Annotated in this window: 7 protein-coding genes, 4 tRNA genes and 6 pseudogenes; 5 read left to right on the top strand and 12 right to left on the bottom strand. The window is 41.6% G+C overall.

Annotation, left to right across the window (positions count from 1 at the left end; all coding sequences use genetic code 11):
* The first annotated feature begins 91 nt into the window (after window positions 1–91).
* A pseudogene (locus P4S61_RS02155) lies at window positions 92–1,401 on the top strand (alpha-amylase family glycosyl hydrolase).
* Window positions 1,402–1,500: 99 nt separating this feature from the next.
* Here the strand turns inward: P4S61_RS02155 and nth are convergent.
* The 12 genes and pseudogenes from nth to P4S61_RS02085 form a co-directional block, all read right to left on the bottom strand.
* Window positions 1,501–2,133 (bottom strand): endonuclease III, encoded by a 633-nt coding sequence (gene nth, locus P4S61_RS02145; protein WP_337117701.1) that lies wholly within the window; start codon window positions 2,131–2,133, stop codon window positions 1,501–1,503.
* Window positions 2,134–2,170: 37 nt separating this feature from the next.
* Window positions 2,171–2,869 (bottom strand): electron transport complex subunit E, encoded by a 699-nt coding sequence (locus P4S61_RS02140; RefSeq protein WP_145240717.1) that lies wholly within the window; start codon window positions 2,867–2,869, stop codon window positions 2,171–2,173.
* A complete protein-coding gene (rsxG, locus tag P4S61_RS02135; protein WP_337117700.1) occupies window positions 2,866–3,501 on the bottom strand; it encodes an electron transport complex subunit RsxG in 636 nt (211 codons plus the stop codon). The genes P4S61_RS02140 and rsxG overlap by 4 nt, the downstream gene beginning before the upstream one ends.
* Window positions 3,498–4,555: pseudogene (gene rsxD, locus P4S61_RS02130) on the bottom strand (electron transport complex subunit RsxD). Before rsxD ends, rsxG begins: the two are co-directional and overlap by 4 nt.
* A pseudogene (gene rsxC, locus P4S61_RS02120) lies at window positions 4,555–7,327 on the bottom strand (electron transport complex subunit RsxC). The pseudogenes rsxD and rsxC overlap by 1 nt, the downstream one beginning before the upstream one ends.
* Window positions 7,328–7,336: 9 nt before the next feature.
* Window positions 7,337–7,890: pseudogene (rsxB, locus tag P4S61_RS02115) on the bottom strand (electron transport complex subunit RsxB).
* 1 nt (window position 7,891) lies between these two features.
* Window positions 7,892–8,472, bottom strand: a pseudogene (gene rsxA / locus P4S61_RS02110) (electron transport complex subunit RsxA).
* A gap of 248 nt (window positions 8,473–8,720) precedes the next feature.
* Window positions 8,721–10,664 (bottom strand): EAL domain-containing protein, encoded by a 1,944-nt coding sequence (locus P4S61_RS02105; protein ID WP_145240729.1) that lies wholly within the window; start codon window positions 10,662–10,664, stop codon window positions 8,721–8,723.
* 150 nt (window positions 10,665–10,814) lie between these two features.
* Window positions 10,815–10,891 (bottom strand) — tRNA-Asn (locus tag P4S61_RS02100).
* Between the two features lie 27 nt (window positions 10,892–10,918).
* A tRNA-Asn gene (locus tag P4S61_RS02095) sits at window positions 10,919–10,995 on the bottom strand.
* Between the two features lie 23 nt (window positions 10,996–11,018).
* Window positions 11,019–11,095, bottom strand: a tRNA-Asn gene (locus tag P4S61_RS02090).
* Between the two features lie 21 nt (window positions 11,096–11,116).
* Window positions 11,117–11,193 (bottom strand) — tRNA-Asn (locus tag P4S61_RS02085).
* 1,077 nt (window positions 11,194–12,270) lie between these two features.
* On the opposite strand from P4S61_RS02085, the gene P4S61_RS02080 reads away from it, so the two are divergent.
* The 4 genes and pseudogenes from P4S61_RS02080 (at window position 12,271) to P4S61_RS02065 (ending at window position 17,243) form a co-directional block, all read left to right on the top strand.
* The gene (locus tag P4S61_RS02080; RefSeq protein WP_145240731.1) at window positions 12,271–13,650 is read left to right on the top strand and encodes an MATE family efflux transporter; all 1,380 of its coding nucleotides are present in this window, start codon (window positions 12,271–12,273) and stop codon (window positions 13,648–13,650) included.
* Window positions 13,647–15,646 (top strand): annotated as a pseudogene (gene uvrB / locus P4S61_RS02075) (excinuclease ABC subunit UvrB). The gene P4S61_RS02080 and the pseudogene uvrB overlap by 4 nt, the downstream one beginning before the upstream one ends.
* A complete protein-coding gene (locus tag P4S61_RS02070; RefSeq protein ID WP_337117696.1) occupies window positions 15,639–16,568 on the top strand; it encodes a class I SAM-dependent methyltransferase in 930 nt (309 codons plus the stop codon). Before uvrB ends, P4S61_RS02070 begins: the two are co-directional and overlap by 8 nt.
* A 6-nt stretch (window positions 16,569–16,574) precedes the next feature.
* On the top strand, window positions 16,575–17,243 hold the full coding sequence (locus P4S61_RS02065) for a tRNA (adenine(22)-N(1))-methyltransferase (RefSeq protein ID WP_145240737.1): 669 nt from the start codon (window positions 16,575–16,577) through the stop codon (window positions 17,241–17,243).
* Window positions 17,244–17,282: the final 39 nt, after the last annotated feature.

The following is a 17,282-nucleotide window of genomic DNA, read 5'->3' as shown; positions in this document are numbered from 1 at the left end:
GGCTTTATAAATGAAAAACCTTTCAATAATATTACTATTTTTAGGGCTGTGTGCCTGCACTAATATAAGTAAAAAAACTAAGACAACAAATATTTCCTCTAATTATGTTCCACAAGAATATGTGAAGTTAACGCATCCTCAGTGGAGTAAGAACGCAAGTTTTTATCAAATTAATACGCGACAGTTCACACCTGAAGGAACATTTGCAGCCGCTGAGCATCAACTACCACGATTAAAAGAACTTGGCGTCGATATTCTTTGGTTAATGCCGATTCATCCGATTGGCGAAGAAAACAGAAAAGGGTCGCTGGGTAGCCCTTATTCAGTAAAAGATTACTACGGTGTTAATCCTGAGTTTGGTACCTTAGATGACTTAAAAAGCTTTGTTAACGCTGCTCACGAATTAGGTATGTACGTTATTCTAGATTGGGTAGCAAATCATAGTGCTTGGGATAATGAATTAAGACATAAGCATCCAAATTGGTATACAAAAAATTCGCAAGGTAATTTTCAACCTACGCCGTGGTGGGATTGGTCAGACATAATCGACTTTGATTATAACGTACCAGAAATGCGTGAATACATGACTGATGCAATGAAGTATTGGGTCAAAGAAGTAAATATTGATGGTTATCGATGTGATGTAGCTGGTTTTGTTCCTCTCGATTTTTGGGAAAACGTTAGGGCGGAGCTAGACGCGATCAAGCCCGTTTTTATGTTAGCTGAATGGGAAATGCGTGATTTACATGCTAAAGCTTTTGATGCTACTTATGCATGGTCTTGGCAGGAAGCTATTCATGATATTTTAAGTGGTCACGCTGATTTAAATAGATTGTTTGTATACTATTCATGGAATGAGGGAGCGTATCCGAAAAATAGCTATCGGATGACGTATGTTTCAAATCACGATGCTAATTCATGGGAAGGAACCGTGTTTGAGCGTTATGGTAGCGAAGAAAAAGTAGCGACAGCAATCGTATTGTCTATTGTCGGTGAAGGTATGCCATTAATTTATAATGGACTTGAAGCTGGGAATATTAAGCGGCTTGAGTTTTTGAAAAAGATCCTATCGAATGGAAAGAACATAAATTTAAGCCATTGATTCAGAAGCTCTTAGCTTTGCAGAAACAAAATAGTGCGTTGTGGCATGGTAAATATGGCGCGACAATGGAGCGTATTTATAATACTAATCCGACAGAGGTGTTTAGTTTTATCCGCGAAAATACCAAAGATAAAGTGTTTGTTGTGATTAATTTTTCTGATAAAGAGCAAGATATTCAATTTATGGGTCCACAAACAGCTGGAGTATATACAGAGCTATTTAGCAAACAAAAGGCAACGCTTACTGAAGACGCAAGCCTTAAGTTGGCGCCTTGGGAGTATAGAGTTTATGTCCGGTAATGTTTAAAGGTTAAGCGTTTATTTGAGGTTTTCAAATTAAGATAATCATACGTAGGGCACATATCGTATGATTATCTTAATATTTCAATTAAAAATTAGTTACTCAGTCTTTTCTTTAAACTCACATAAATCTTCAATTATACAGCTGCCACACTTTGGTTTACGCGCTACGCAGGTATAGCGACCATGTAAAATGAGCCAGTGATGTACGTCTACTTTAAATTCTTTGGGGATCACTTTTTCAAGCTTTTGTTCAACCGCGACCACGTCTTTACCCATAGCAAGCTTAGTACGGTTAGAAACACGGAAAATATGCGTATCAACTGCAATTGTCGGCCAGCCGAAGGCGGTATTGAGTACCACATTGGCAGTTTTACGGCCAACGCCAGGTAGGGCTTCTAGGGCTTCACGATTCTCAGGCACTTTGCTGTTGTGCTTATCAACTAAAATTTGGCACATTTTGTATACATTGGCTGCTTTAGAATTAAACAAACCGATGGTTTTAATGTAATCGCGAAGTTTATCGTGACCTAAATCTAAAATAGCTTGCGGCGTATTGGCGACGGGAAAGAGCTTACGGGTGGCTTTATTTACCCCAACGTCAGTTGCTTGTGCTGATAGCGTTACCGCAACTAACAGTTCAAACGGGCTTGAATATTCAAGCTCGGTTTCTGGATGTGGGTTTTGCTCGCGCAAGCGAGAGAGTATTTCGTATCGTTTTTCTTTATTCATGCAACTTAAACGCACAGTAAATACTGTGCGCTTCCCCTTAAGTTAAACTGGTGACCCTTGCTCGTGGGCCTTTTTCGGCCACTGGTGGTGCTACTTGTTTTGCTTTTATTTGCGCATCAATGACATTTTTAGCAGCAATCAGTAAGCCCAAACCTAAAAATGCACCGGGTGGTAAAATAGCGAGCAAAAATTGATTATCAAAACTAAATACTTCAATGCGTAAAACCGATGCCCATGGGCCCAGTAGTAAATCGGCGCCATCAAATAAGGTACCTTGGCCAATAAGCTCACGCATTGCGCCAAGCACAACCAGTACTACCATAAAGCCAGAGCCCATCATTAAACCGTCAAACGCTGATAAATGAATCGGGTTCTTAGAGGCATACGCTTCAGCGCGGCCGATAATAGCGCAGTTAGTAACTATCAGTGGAATAAATATTCCTAGCGATTGATATAAGCCAAACGTATAGGCATTCATTAATAGCTGCACTATGGTTACAAAGCCTGCGATAAACATCACAAATACAGGAATGCGGATATCTTTTGGCACGAAATTACGCACCGCAGAAATTGTGACGTTCGAGCCAACTAATACCAGCAGAGTGGCTAAACCGAGGCCCATCGCATTGGTTATCGTTGATGTGACGGCCAGTAGTGGGCACAAACCGAGTAATTGCACGAGGGCAGGGTTGTTTTTCCACATTCCTTCGTTAAACAGTTCTTTTAATTGGCTCATGGCTCACCTACTTGGCATGCGTTATCAGCACTAAATACCGCATCGAAATTGTTTTTTGAGAATAACACAGCGTGTTTTACTGAGCCAACCACGGCACGTGGTGTAATGGTAGCGCCAGTGAATTGATCAAAGTCTCCGCCATCTTTTTTTACTGCCCAGCGAGTATCGTCGTCATCAAGTACAGTTTTATCTTTAAATGAAGTGATCCAAAGAGATTTTTTCATTTCTACTTTATCACCAAGACCAGGCGTTTCTTCGTGTTTAGTAACACGTACTCCGGCAACGTCCCCGTTTGCAAATACGGCAGTTAATAAACTTATATCGCCGCTATAACCTTTTGGCGTCACGTGGCGCATTACTAAAGCAACAGGTTGGCCACCCTTGCGAGCACGATAAACGGTTTGTGGTTTATTACCAAGTAGTGGATCATCAATGATGGCACAATCTTGATAAAGAGTATTATCGTAAAAATTAGGGGCGAGTACATCTTGCAGCTGTAATGAAAGTTGTGTGCGCTCTTGCTCTGCAATACTGTCAGCCGTGAGGTTATGGATAATACCAACAGCGCCGGTAGTGAGCAGGGCAAACAGGGCTAAAATAGCGCCATTTTTTGTCATTGATGAAATAATCATTTATTCACCCCATGGCCATAAGTACGTGGTTGAGTGTAATAGTCTATCAGTGGCACGGCCATATTGAGTAGTAACACAGCAAACGCCATGGCATCTGGGTAACCGCCAAAAGTACGGATCAAATAAACTAATAAACCAATCAATGCGCCGTAAATTAACCGGCCGCGATTAGTGGTAGCTGCCGAAACCGGATCCGTGGCTATGAAAAAAGCCCCTAACATGGTTGCGCCACTAAATAAATGAAATACCATACCAGGCTCAGTACCAGGTGCTGCGATATAACCAATTGCGCTGCACACAGCAATTGATGCAATTACACCAACTGGGATATGCCAATTTATAACTTTGGCTTTAATAAGGTATAAGCCACCGATTAAAAAGCCAAGATTTACCCAGCCCCAACCTTGTCCTAACCAACTATTAAAAATAGCGGCTTGCATGCTTTCAGATACGGTTAAACCATGAGCGATATCAGTCTTGATGGTATCCAAAGGTGTGGCCATTGTTACGCCATCAACCCCAACTCTAAGTTGATCAACACTAAAACCTGCACTGGTAAAGCCATTAAAAATAACGCTAAGCTGTTGAGTAAGACTAATTGGGTTTGCCAGTAAGTCACTAACTGGCATCCAAGTGGTCATTTGCACAGGGAACGAAATAAGCAATAACACGTATGCAGCCATGGCAGGGTTAAATAAATTGAAACCAAGGCCACCATAGAGCTGTTTAACAATGACGATGGCAAAAAAGCTACCGATCACAATAACCCACCATGGGGCGAGTGGCGGAATACTTAATGCTAATAAGACCGCAGTAAGCCATGCACTGCCATCTCCAAGCGCAGGCCATACAGGGCGCTTGCGAATAAGCATAATAATGGCTTCACTGATACTAACCGTGACTAACGCTAAAATTAGCTGGATCAATACACCCGTACCAAAAAATACAGTTGTGCGATAAGTCCAGGAATACAGGCTAAGATCACTGTTTGCATCAACCTGCTAAGTGATTTATGACTGTGGCTATGCGGCGAACTGGCCATCGTTAGCTTCATTACTTATCACTTCCTTCTTGTTGTAATTTTTTAGCCTTTGCACGGGCAATCGCAGCGGCAACAGCGGCCTTTTTCTTATCTTGTGCGGTCTGTTCTGGTTTATCTTCAGCGATTTCAGCTTCGTTTATCGCTGTAGCCGAAGTTTCATTTTCAGCATCGTCGTTTTCTTCGCTAGCCGCTTGTTCAGCTTTTGCAGCCTTTTTCGCTTTTGCACGAGCAATAGCAGCAGCGACAGCGGCTTTTTTATCATCGGCAGGTGAGGCTGTAGTGATTTCACTTTCAGAGTTGTCGTTTTCTACGCTTGCTGCTTGTGCTGCCTTTTTCGCTTTTGCACGAGCAATAGCAGCAGCGACAGCGGCTTTTTTATCATCGGCAGGTGAGGCAGTAGTAATTTCACTTTCAGAGTTGTCGTTTTCTACGCTTGCTGCTTGTGCAGCCTTTTTCGCTTTCGCGCGGGCAATGGCGGCAGCGACAGCGGCTTTTTTATCATCGGCAGGTGAGGCAGTAGTAATTTCACTTTCAGAGTTGTCGTTTTCTACGCTTGCTGCTTGTGCAGCCTTTTTCGCTTTCGCGCGGGCAATGGCTTCAGCGACAGCGGCTTTTTTATCATCGGCAGGTGAGGCTGTAGTGATTTCACTTTCAGAATTGTCGTTTTCTACGCTTGCTGCTTGTGCTGCCTTTTTCGCTTTTGCACGAGCAATAGCAGCAGCGACAGCGGCTTTTTTATCATCGGCAGGTGAGGCTGTAGCGACTTCACTTTTAGAGTTGTCGTTTTCTACGCTTGCTGCTGGTTCAGCCTGTGCTGCCTTTTTCGCTTTTGCACGAGCAATAGCAGCAGCGACAGCTGCTTTTTTATCATCGGCAGGTGAGGCTGTAGCGACTTCACTTTCAGAGTTGTCTTTTTCTACGCTTGCTGCTTGTGCTGCCTTTTTCGCTTTTGCACGAGCAATAGCGACAGCGGCTTTTATCATCAGTAGGTGCAGCCGTCGTGTTATCGCTTTCATCTTCTGATGCCGCCGCTTTTTTCGCTTTAGCGCGGGCAATCGCAGCGGCCACGGCTGACTTTTTATCATCCGGATCAACAGCTGTACTGCTTGCGGCTTTTTGCTCTTTGTATTTGCGAGCTTGCTCTTTGCGCGCTGCGCGCTCTAATGCTACGTCACTGTTATCTGGTTCAAGCGTTGCTTCTTGATTTTGTTTTTTAGCTTTGGCGCGAGCAATTGCAGCGGCCACAGCTGATTTGTCGTCATCTTTTGCTGGTTTGTTTTTAACGCGTGCTAGAGCATCGGCAATTTTTTGTTTTTCGTCAGCCGATTTTTCAGCAGCTGGTTTGCGTTTATGGCGATTTTGTCGTGCTTCTTGCTCCCGCTCTAGGCGTTGTTTTCGAAGTTCAAAGCGCTCTTTCGCACGTTCAGCTTTAACTTGCTCAGCTCGCTGTTCTTTTATTTCAACTTTAGCCACACGGTAATACTGCACCAGCGGAATTTCACTTGGGCACACATACGCGCAAGCACCGCATTCAATACAATCAAACAGGTTATGCTCTTTCAGTTTGTCGTATTCTTTTGATTTAGCAAACCATTGTAATTGCTGAGGCAACAGTGAAGCAGGGCAGGCATCAGCACAAGCACTACAACGAATACAGGCTTTTTCAGGGCCGGGCTCTGCCAGCTCATCATGATCTGGGGCTAAAATACAGTTAGTGGTTTTTACCACGCCGATACGCACCGTTGGCAAAGTAAAGCCCATCATAGGGCCGCCCATTACAACGCGTTGCTGTGGCACTGGTGAAAAGCCTTGGCAATCAAGTAGATGTTTTATTTCAGTGCCTAATAAAGCCCATACATTACCCGGATTATGAATTGTATTACCTGTTACCGTAATAACACGTTCAATTAGTGGCTTACCTTCATAGACAGCTTGATGAACAGCAAATAAAGTGCCGACGTTTTGTACTAACACACCGATATCTGCTGGAATTCCCCCACTAGGGACTTCTTTATTGGTAAGTAGCTTAATTAATTGCTTTTCACCACCAGAAGGATAAACAGTAGGAACTGTTTGAATGATTATTTTGTCATTATACTCAGCCGCTGCCTGCATGGCTGCGATGGCCTCTGGTTTGTTATCTTCTATACCAACGATAGTAAGTGTTGGTGTAAGCAATTGCTGCATGATCTCTATGCCAGCAATAATGCCTGCAGCATGCTCACGCATTAGTACATCATCAGCAGTAATATAGGGCTCACATTCCACTGCATTAACAATAAAATACTCAATTGCTTTGCGACTATCTGCTTTAATATAAGTTGGGAATCCTGCACCGCCCATACCGGCAATACCACGGTCATGAATAATATCGATAAGTTGCTCGTGAGAAAGCTGGCTTGGTGTTGTCACCGGTGCTAACGCACACCAGCTATCTTGGCCATCGGGCTCAATAATTACACACAATTCAGGCAATGCCGATGGATGCGCAGACGGCATTTGGCAAATATCAGTAATAGTACCAGAAGTCGGGGCGTGTATTGGCACCGACCAATTCGCAACAGGCTTTGTAAGTGCTTGCCCTTTAAGTACCTGTTGGCCTTTTTCGACGATCAGTTGACCGTTAGCACCAATATGTTGTTTTAATGGCACAACGAGTTTGTCAGGCAAAGGTAAACGGGCGATTGCTTGACTGTTGGAAATTGTTTTTTGTCCCGGTGGATGAATGCCACCTGGAAACGGCCACACTTTACCTTGTTTTATCTGTGCGATTAGCTTTTCCATAGGGAGCCCTTAATCAATCTGTGTTACTGGGATTGCATCTAGTTGCCATTTCCACGTTTGCTTAGTGGTTTCTACAGGCAGCATATCAATACAGTCAACAGGACAAGGTTCAACACATAAGTCACAACCCGTACATTCATCAATTAAAACAGTATGCATTTGGCGCGTGGCACCAACAATGGCATCGACAGGACAAGCTTGAATACATTTGGTACAACCAATACATTCATCTTCACGTATATAGGCAACGGTTTTTATCGGTTCAGCTTGTTCGCCACCGGCAAGGGTTTAGCTTCAACACCCATTAAGTCAGCTAATTTTTTTACTGTCGCATCGCCACCTGGTGGGCATTTATTAATTTCATCGCCATTGGCGATGGCTTCTGCATAAGGGCGACAACCCGGATAGCCACACTGGCCGCACTGTGTTTGCGGTAATATAGTATCGATCTGTTCAACAATCGGATTACTTTGCACTCGATAGCGCACAGCAGCAAATCCTAAGATCAAACCAAAAATGAGTGCTAGGGTTCCCAGCGCAATCAAGGCATAAAACAAGGTCATGTTAAAACTTCACTAATCCTGTAAAGCCCATAAAGGCCATCGACATTAAGCCTGCGGTGATCATCGCAATCGATGCGCCTTTAAAGGGGTAGGTACGTCAGCAGCGGTTAAGCGTTCACGAAGAGCTGCAAATAAAACCAGTACCATAGAAAAACCAACAGCAGCGCCAAAGCCATATACTGCAGATTGTAAAAACGTATGATCCTCTTTGACATTTAGTAACGCAACACCTAAGACCGCACAGTTTGTGGTGATCAAAGGTAAAAATATACCGAGTAAGCGATACAGCGTTGGACTGGTTTTTCTGACTACCATTTCGGTAAACTGAACCACCACCGCAATCACTAAAATAAAGCTTAGAGTACGTAAATACGTGATATCAAGTGGGATCAAAATATATTGATTAACTAGATAGCTTGTTACAGAGGCAAGTGTTAACACAAAAGTGGTCGCAAGTGACATGCCTATAGCTGTATCCAGTTTGCCAGATACACCCATAAACGGGCATAGACCTAAAAATTGTACTAACACAAAGTTATTAACCAGTACTGTGCCGATCAACAGCAATACATATTCTGTCATGTTCGCCTCAAGCTATAATAAACGCCGACATTATCCTTTTTTATTGGCTGTTTAACAACACGTAGAAGGTAAATAAACGGCTCATTTAATAATGATAGTGAATTGCATTTAGAATTTTATAGCATGATAAATAAAGATTAACTGTTCATTAACCTAGTTACTGACATTTGGAATGATAAAGCAGATCAGGGGAGGGGAAATAAACTACTAGAAAACTAAAAAGGTGCTAAAAGCACCTTTTAGATTGATTAAATATCTTTTGGCTTTTCGATGTAATAACCTTGCACACCATCAAGACATAAAGTTTCAATAATGTGTTTTTCTTCTTGGCTTTCAACACCCTCAGCAAAAACACTAACACCAATTCGATGTGCGAGGTCGACCATTAAACGCATAAAGTATTGGTTATTTTTATCTTCTTCAAGGCCGCGAGTATAGCTTGCATCCATCTTGATAAAGTCAGGTTTTAAATCGCGGAAAAACTTAAACGAGGTTAAACCAACACCAAATCGTTCTACCGTGATCCGAGCACCAACACGGTGGATCATATCTATAAAGCGTTTACTGGCTTTAATATTTTGCTGTAAGCCAAATTCACTCACTTCGAATACCAGTTTTGAGGCAATATTTGTGTCTTTTAATAAACGTCGCTCTAGCCAAATTACAAACTGATCATTGTGTGCGCTTGAGGCGGTAACATTCAAACCAAAGAATTTTTCAGAGAAATTACGGCTCTTAATTTTTTCCAGTGATGAATTAATGATTAACTGATCAATTTCCATCGCCATATCAAGCTTTTCAGCCATAGCTAAAAATGAAGCGGTAGGCAATACTTGGTTTTCTGTTGTTTTAAAGCGCACTTGAATTTCAGCGTAGGCCTTCATGCTTTTACCAATTGGCATAATGTTTTGCATTACCAGATGTACACGCTCAGCTTCAATGACTTCATTAATCACTTTACGCCAGTTTTGATTGCCAAATCCTGCACTTACATTATTAACTAAATCAGTTTCGCGTTGTATATGCCAGGCGTTAGCTTGTTTTGATTGGGCCATGCTCATAGCATTGTCTACTATCGAAAGTAGCTCACCTAAGGGTTTGCCTTTTTCATAAGCGACGATCCCAGTATTTGCTACTGAGCTTAATTCTTGGTTTTGCTGATATTGAGTAAATCGAGATTGTAAGTTATCACCAAAACGTTCAGATTCCTTGAGAGGAGTGTTAGGCAGCACAATCGCGAAATCTGAGCTATTCAAACGAAAAACTTTACTGCCTGTATATGTGCCGCTGATATGTTTAATAATATCAGCCACAGCTTTGACATACTCGTCACCTTTTTGGTAACCACGAGTTTGGTTGATTGCTTGTAATTCACTACAACGAACCATCGCCAAAGAGCCAAAGGTGCTTTTTTCACTGCTTTCAATGTACTTCTCATAATATTCAACAAACATATTACGGTTGCCAAGTTCAGTAACTACATCTTTATAAGCTTCTTGCTTGATAGAATGTGCGGCATTTTGAATATCATCATGCTTACTTTGTAAAAAGTGCGACAGGCGATTAAAGCTCGGCACTAGGTCAACGCCCAGTTGTTTTATTTTGCTGCTATTAATTGCTGTTTCAAGACCGTTGTTGACTTGATTTTGATTGATATAAACATCAATTATCTCAGCCACTGTCATGCTTATATTTCTATTTAGCTTACTAAACATGGTTTTCATAAACACAATGGGAATAATTGCCATTAAACCTGACACTAAAATAACAATAAACAACGCTTGTTGGAGTATCAACCCAAGGTTATTGGCATTAATAGTAAATTCAACTTTGATATCAGACGCTTGATTAACAGCAAATTGAGGACGGATAGAGTTAAAGCTGGTGTTAACTAATTGCGCAATGGCTGGTAATGAAGTAGGGGATGTAATATTTATAAGTTCTTTACCTTGCTGATCACGCAAAATAAATGAAGAAAAAGTATTACCGTCAGCAAGCACTTGCTGAAGTTTATCTGGTGCTATATCGACAATAGAATGTTTACTAATATAGTTGTTTACCACTGATTGCGTTTTATGTTGTGCATCGCTTACTGCGTTGTCAAACGCTGACGCAACAAAATAGCCACCAATACTTGCAAACAACAGCCAAGATATTAATTGAATAAATATGAGTTTTTTGAAACCAGCCATGTCTTATTCTTTTTAGTAGATCAAAGGGAAGGAATCAGATCCTTGATTAATCAAATTATTTTACACTTATTAAATGTGTATTAAAAAGAAATATTTTGATTGTAGTAGAGTAGTGGAATTGTTTAGGAAAGTCTAATTGATTCTTTAAGTTGGCTCCCCCTCCCCGACTCGAACGGGGGACCTGCGGATTAACAGTCCGTCGCTCTAACCAACTGAGCTAAGGGGGAACTACAATACTTAAATTTTATATGATTTGGCTCCCCCTCCCCGACTCGAACGGGGGACCTGCGGATTAACAGTCCGTCGCTCTAACCAACTGAGCTAAGGGGGAACAATAATCATATTACATAAACTTGGCTCCCCCTCCCCGACTCGAACGGGGGACCTGCGGATTAACAGTCCGTCGCTCTAACCAACTGAGCTAAGGGGGAATCGTTTATGGTTGAAAAGACTGGCTCCCCCTCCCCGACTCGAACGGGGGACCTGCGGATTAACAGTCCGTCGCTCTAACCAACTGAGCTAAGGGGGAAGCGTATGTGCCTTTCAACGGGGCGAAATATTAATGACCGCGCTGCAAAGTGTCAACACATAAAACCGGATAAACAAAAAAAGCAGTCTGTTCGATGTTTTTATGTTCGATCTGGCTGTTTTGTGGCTTTTTTCTCCCTATTTGAGTCGTGTAGATCGAGATGTGGCATAAAATTATGGTTTTTAACGACTAAAAAACAAACAAGTTAACCGCCAAGCAAATTATAAAAGTGATCATTTATCTAGTTTTGTACGAATAAATTTATGAAATGTACTTTTTTAACGTTAGCTAATAAAAGCGCAAATTCGCAATAATTAAATTTACTTATGCATTTAATTAGTCGTTAACGAAAAATGCCGAGAAAAAAATGACATACAGATCTGAACCCTTAGTTTAGCGACTTAATACCCATGAGAATAGCAAGGAAATATATATATATTGTTTTATTTCAATTGGTTAAGTTTATTTTTTCATATTGAATGGGCGTTTAAATAAATGTGACAGGTCATTGGTACAGGGGTTAAGTATGTTTTATGAGCTATTTAACTCAAATTGTCTAAAGTTAGTATTTGCCAACATTGCCGTTAGCGTGTTTAAGCCGCCCCTTTGCACGCCTTTATTAACGTGGCTTTGCAAGAGTTATCCACGGTTTCTGTGGATAACTCTGTTTATGAAACTTTAAGAACGTTGGCAGAGCCATATTTTTAGGGCACTGTGAGGATATCAAGCATTTAAAACAGTTTTTTTATCTCATTTTAAAACAATGACTTGAAAAAATAAGCTGAAAAGAGCTTCGTTGATGAGTAAATTTATTCGTAACGATTCGATTAGCGCAATTTTTGTGTAAAAATGCAGCACCAGTCGCGATGTTTTTGTGATAAAGGTTATAAAAATGTATTTTTATTGTTTTTAGTAGAGGTTCGAAGTGAAATCGTCGCTAAACACGTAAAAAGAACACTTTTCTATGCTTTTTTAGGCGTTTTTGTAATCAATTTATAATCACTTGATAAATGCGTGGCTTGAAAAGCCCTGATGCTTTAAAATACCACGCTTAATAAAAGAGGTTTATTTATTCCCATGCGCGCAACTTTGCAGAGCAACTCAGCTCCCGATTTATTAAACGATCCAATAGTACCGACCTTGAAGAAAATGACTGTGCCGATGATTTTCGGCATGATCACGTTAATGATGTTCAATATTGTCGATACATTTTTTATTAGCTTATTGGGAACTGAGCCATTAGCTGCTGTCAGTTTTACTTTTCCGGTAACCTTTACCGTGATCAGCCTAGCTATTGGTTTGGGTATCGGTACGTCAGCGGTTATTGCCAAGGCATTGGGTAGTAATAATATTGAAGAAGCACGCTTTGACGCCAGCATCGCATTATTAATTGCAGTGGTGATGGTGGTATGTTTATCGCTATTTGGTTATCTGTTTATTTCCCCGATATTTAAATTGCTGGGAGCAGGGGAGCAAGTGTTGCCGCTGATCCATGAGTATATGAGTGTGTGGTTTTTAGGCAGTGTATTTTTAATTACCCCTATGGTTGGTAACTCAGTGTTACGTGCCAGCGGTGACACCAAAACACCTAGCATAGTGATGGGTGGCGCGGGGCTTATCAATGCCGTGCTCGACCCAGTATTGATTTTTGGCTTTGGGCCAATTCCTGCATTTGGCATTAAAGGCGCTGCGATTGCCAGCGTCATCGCATGGTCGGTAGCCGTTGTCATTATTTTATATTTGCTAGCAGTAAAAAAAGGCTTGCTGAGCCTAAATGCAAATAACCAAACCCCATTAAGCTCTATTCGAAAAATTCTTAAAATTGGTTTGCCAGCGGCAGGTGCAAATATGTTAACACCAGTTGCAATGGCGGTGATGATTGCCATGGTTGCCCATCATGGACCTGAGGCTGTTGCTGCTTTTGGCGTAGGCAGTCGTATTGAATCAATTGCCAGTCTGGTGGTGTTAGCTTTATCGATGACGTTACCGCCGTTTATTAGTCAAAACTTTGGTGCTGGTAAACTTAACCGTGTTAAAGAGGCGTACACCACAACATTAAAATTTGTGATGATTTGGCAGTTTATTATTTATTTACTGCTCATTGCATTTTCAGGAGTGATCAGTGAGTTGTTTGGTAAAGAGCAGATGGTTATCGATGTGATCAAATTATTTATTTTTACCTTGCCGCTAAGTTACGGTTTGCAAGGGATAATTATTTTGTCTAATTCATCGTTCAATGCCTTACACAAACCAATGAATGCATTAATTCTAAGTGTGATCCGATTATTTATTTTTTATATTCCATTTGCTTATGTCGGTAATTTATATGCCGGTTTACCAGGCTTGCTGATCGGCGCAGCGCTGGGTAATTTATTTACTGCAATAATAGCTTATAAATGGTTTATCAAAGAGCTGAATATGATCAGTAACCAAGCTGTACAGGAGTGCCAAGCATGAGCGACCATTTTCAACTGGTATCTAAATTTAAACCTGCGGGGATCAACCCACCGCGATTGCGCAGTTATGTGAAGGGTTAGAAGCCGGACTTGCTCATCAAACATTATTAGGGGCAACAGGTACTGGTAAAACATTTACCATGGCTAATATTATCAATGATTTGAATCGCCCAACGATTATTATGGCGCATAATAAAACCTTAGCAGCGCAGTTATATGGGGAAATGAAAGAGTTTTTTCCGCACAACGCGGTTGAATATTTTGTTTCGTATTATGATTACTACCAGCCAGAAGCGTATGTTGTTGCAAGCGATACCTTTATTGAAAAAGATGCCTCGATAAACGAACACATCGAGCAGATGCGCCTAAGTGCTACCAAAGCGCTATTAGAGCGTAGGGATACAATTATAGTGGCATCAGTATCAGCCATATATGGTTTGGGCGATCCAAAATCATACATGAAGATGATGCTGTTGTTAAAAGTGGGCGAAAAAGTTGATCAACGCGATATGCTGCGCCGACTAGCTGAAATTCAATATACGCGAAATGATATTGATTTTAGCCGCGGTACGTATCGGGTTCGCGGTGAAGTTGTGGATATATTCCCTGCTGAGTCAGACACTTTTGCAGTGCGTGTAGAAATGTTTGATGACGAAATAGAACGGCTAAGTATTTTTGACCCGCTTACCGGCGCGGTTGAAAAACACATAGTCCGCGCAACTATCTACCCTAAAACGCACTATGTGACACCCAGAGATAAAATTCTTGATGCGGTTGAGCATATTAAAGCTGAGTTAAAAGACCGTCGTGCGCAGTTACTCAGTGCTAATAAACTGGTCGAAGAGCAACGCGTGGCACAACGTACACAATACGATATTGAAATGATGACCGAGCTTGGTTATTGCTCTGGCATCGAAAACTACAGCCGATATTTATCTGGTCGCACGCCGGGCGATCCACCGCCAACCTTGCTTGATTATCTTCCTGAAGATGCGTTAATGATTATTGACGAATCTCACGTTACGGTATCGCAAATCGGCGCTATGTATAAAGGCGATCGTAGCCGTAAAGAAAATCTCGTGGAATACGGTTTTCGTATGCCGTCGGCGATGGATAACCGGCCACTACGCTTTGAAGAATTTGAAGCCATAGCACCGCAAACAATTTATGTATCAGCAACCCTGGGGGATTTTGAACTTGAACGTTGTGGAGATGATATTGCCGAGCAGGTTATTCGCCCCACAGGATTACTAGATCCACAAATTGAAGTACGCCCAGTGGCAACTCAAGTTGATGACTTATTGTCAGAGATATATAAACGCGTAGCAATTGATGAACGCGTGCTAGTAACCACACTTACTAAGCGCATGGCTGAAGATTTAACGGATTACTTATCTGAACATGATGTAAAAGTGCGTTACTTGCATTCGGATATCGATACCGTTGAAAGGGTCGAAATTATTCGTGATTTTCGCGCTGGGGTGTTTGATGTGTTAGTGGGTATTAACTTACTGCGTGAAGGTTTAGATATGCCAGAAGTATCGCTAGTTGCAATACTCGATGCTGATAAAGAGGGCTTTTTACGTTCAGCTCGCGCATTAATTCAAACCATTGGTCGTGCGGCTCGTCACTTAAATGGTCGGGCAATTTTATACGGTGATCGAGTCACTAAATCAATGGCCAAAGCTATTGATGAGACTCAGCGTCGCCGCGATATTCAACACGCTTACAATATTAAGCATGGCCTTGAACCACAAGCCCTATTGAAGAAAATTACTGACATTATGGATGTTGGTGAGCGAGCCGGCCCACAAGATAATTTACAGCTGATCCGAAAACAAAGTAAGCAAGTGCTCAGTGCAAAAGAGATCGCAGTGCAAATTAAGCAACTCGAAACCAAAATGCATGCATACGCTAGTGATTTAGAATTTGAAAAAGCCGCATCCGTTCGTGATGAAATCCATGAATTACAACAACAGTTAATTAAAAATGCATAATTTTACGCCCCTTATTACAGCACTTGAAAGTGCGCCCTTAGCAGACAATGAACTTTGTCGTGTGTTTCATGGCCGCGGTCACACTACTGAGCATTTGAGTCATCTAAATATCGACTTTTACCCACCGTGTTTATTTTTAGTGTCGTACGACGAAGTTGACTCACAAACGCTAACGCAATTAAGTGAGCAGCTTTGGCAATGGGCACAACAACACGCTAAAGAATTAATCACCTCGTTGGTATTTCAACAACGCGCCGGACAACAAACTGAAAATAAACTGTTATTTGGTCAACTACCGAGCCCGCATAGTGTTAAAGAAGGTGACAGTGAGTTTTTAGTGGATTTAATGAGCCGTCAAAATACCGGTATATTCCTGGATATGCGCCGTGGTCGGGAGTTTGTGCAAGCCCATAGTAAACACGCTAAGGTATTGAATTTATTTTCATATACCTGTGGGTTTTCGGTTGCTGCAATGCGTGGCGGTGCCGATAGTGTGATCAACATGGATATGAATAAAGGGGTACTGCGCACCGGTAAGCAAAATCATCAACTTAATGGCTTTGACCGCAGTGTGAGCTTTTTACCGCACGATATATTAAAGTCGTTTGGTAAACTTAAAAAGGCTGGCCCTTTTGATTTAATTATTGTTGATCCGCCAAGCTTTCAAAAAGGCAGTTTCATTTTAACTAAAGATTATCAAAAAGTGCTGCGCCGCTTACCTGAACTGCTCAATGACCATACTCAATTGCTGTTATGTGCTAACAGTCCAGAGCTAAGTGAAGCGTCATTTAAAGCGCTGATAGACGAACACACTCAAGGTGCGATTGAATTTGTAGAGCGCCTAGCGCCGACCCATGGTTTTGTTGATGTTGATAGCGACCGTAGCTTAAAAGCATTGGTCTATAAAACGGCTCAAGTTTAGCTTTAAATGAAACTAAGTAGCCGACTCAGTGCAATCGATTCGTTGATCTGCGCGCCGTATGATGTAATTTGGGACTGTTGTTGTGACCACGGTTTGCTTGGTATGGCGCTTTTAAAGCGTGCAGCCGCCAAACAAATAAACTTTGTTGATATAGTGCCTACGTTAATGGACGAGCTTGAACACACGCTTACGCGTTTTAGTGATCAGCAAGCAGCTTGCCAATGGCAAGTATTATGTCAGGATGTAGCTACAATTGAGCTGCAGCCATCAGCCAAGCAGCTGATCATTATCGCCGGAGTCGGTGGAGAATTACTGCTGAGGCTAGTACAAAAAATGGTTGCTAATTGTCCTGAAAAGCTTCGTGAACAACTCAGTTTTATTGTTTGTCCCGTGCATCATACCTATACCTTACGACAAGGTTTACAGGCGTTAGGTTTAGGACTTATTAAAGAGCAACTGGTGCAAGAAAACAACCGTTTTTACGAAGTGATACAGCTAAGTTTTACCAGTAACACTGCGTTGAGTGTTACTGGCAGTCAGATGTGGGACAATGCTGAGCAAATGCACGAATTGTATCTGCAACAATTAGTTGCGCACTATACTCGGATGTTGAACAAAGACCGTACATATTTTCAACATGTGCTCGATGATTATCAAAAAATATCGCTAAATTAAACGCAGCACTGTGATCTATCGACTAGCGTTACAGCGTAA

The organism is Pseudoalteromonas sp. B160 (genome assembly GCF_037162485.1).
In the GTDB taxonomy this organism is placed as follows: domain Bacteria; phylum Pseudomonadota; class Gammaproteobacteria; order Enterobacterales; family Alteromonadaceae; genus Pseudoalteromonas; species Pseudoalteromonas rhizosphaerae.
The sequence above is the reverse complement of the archived record's forward strand: the minus strand, read 5'-3'. Positions and strand labels throughout refer to the sequence as shown.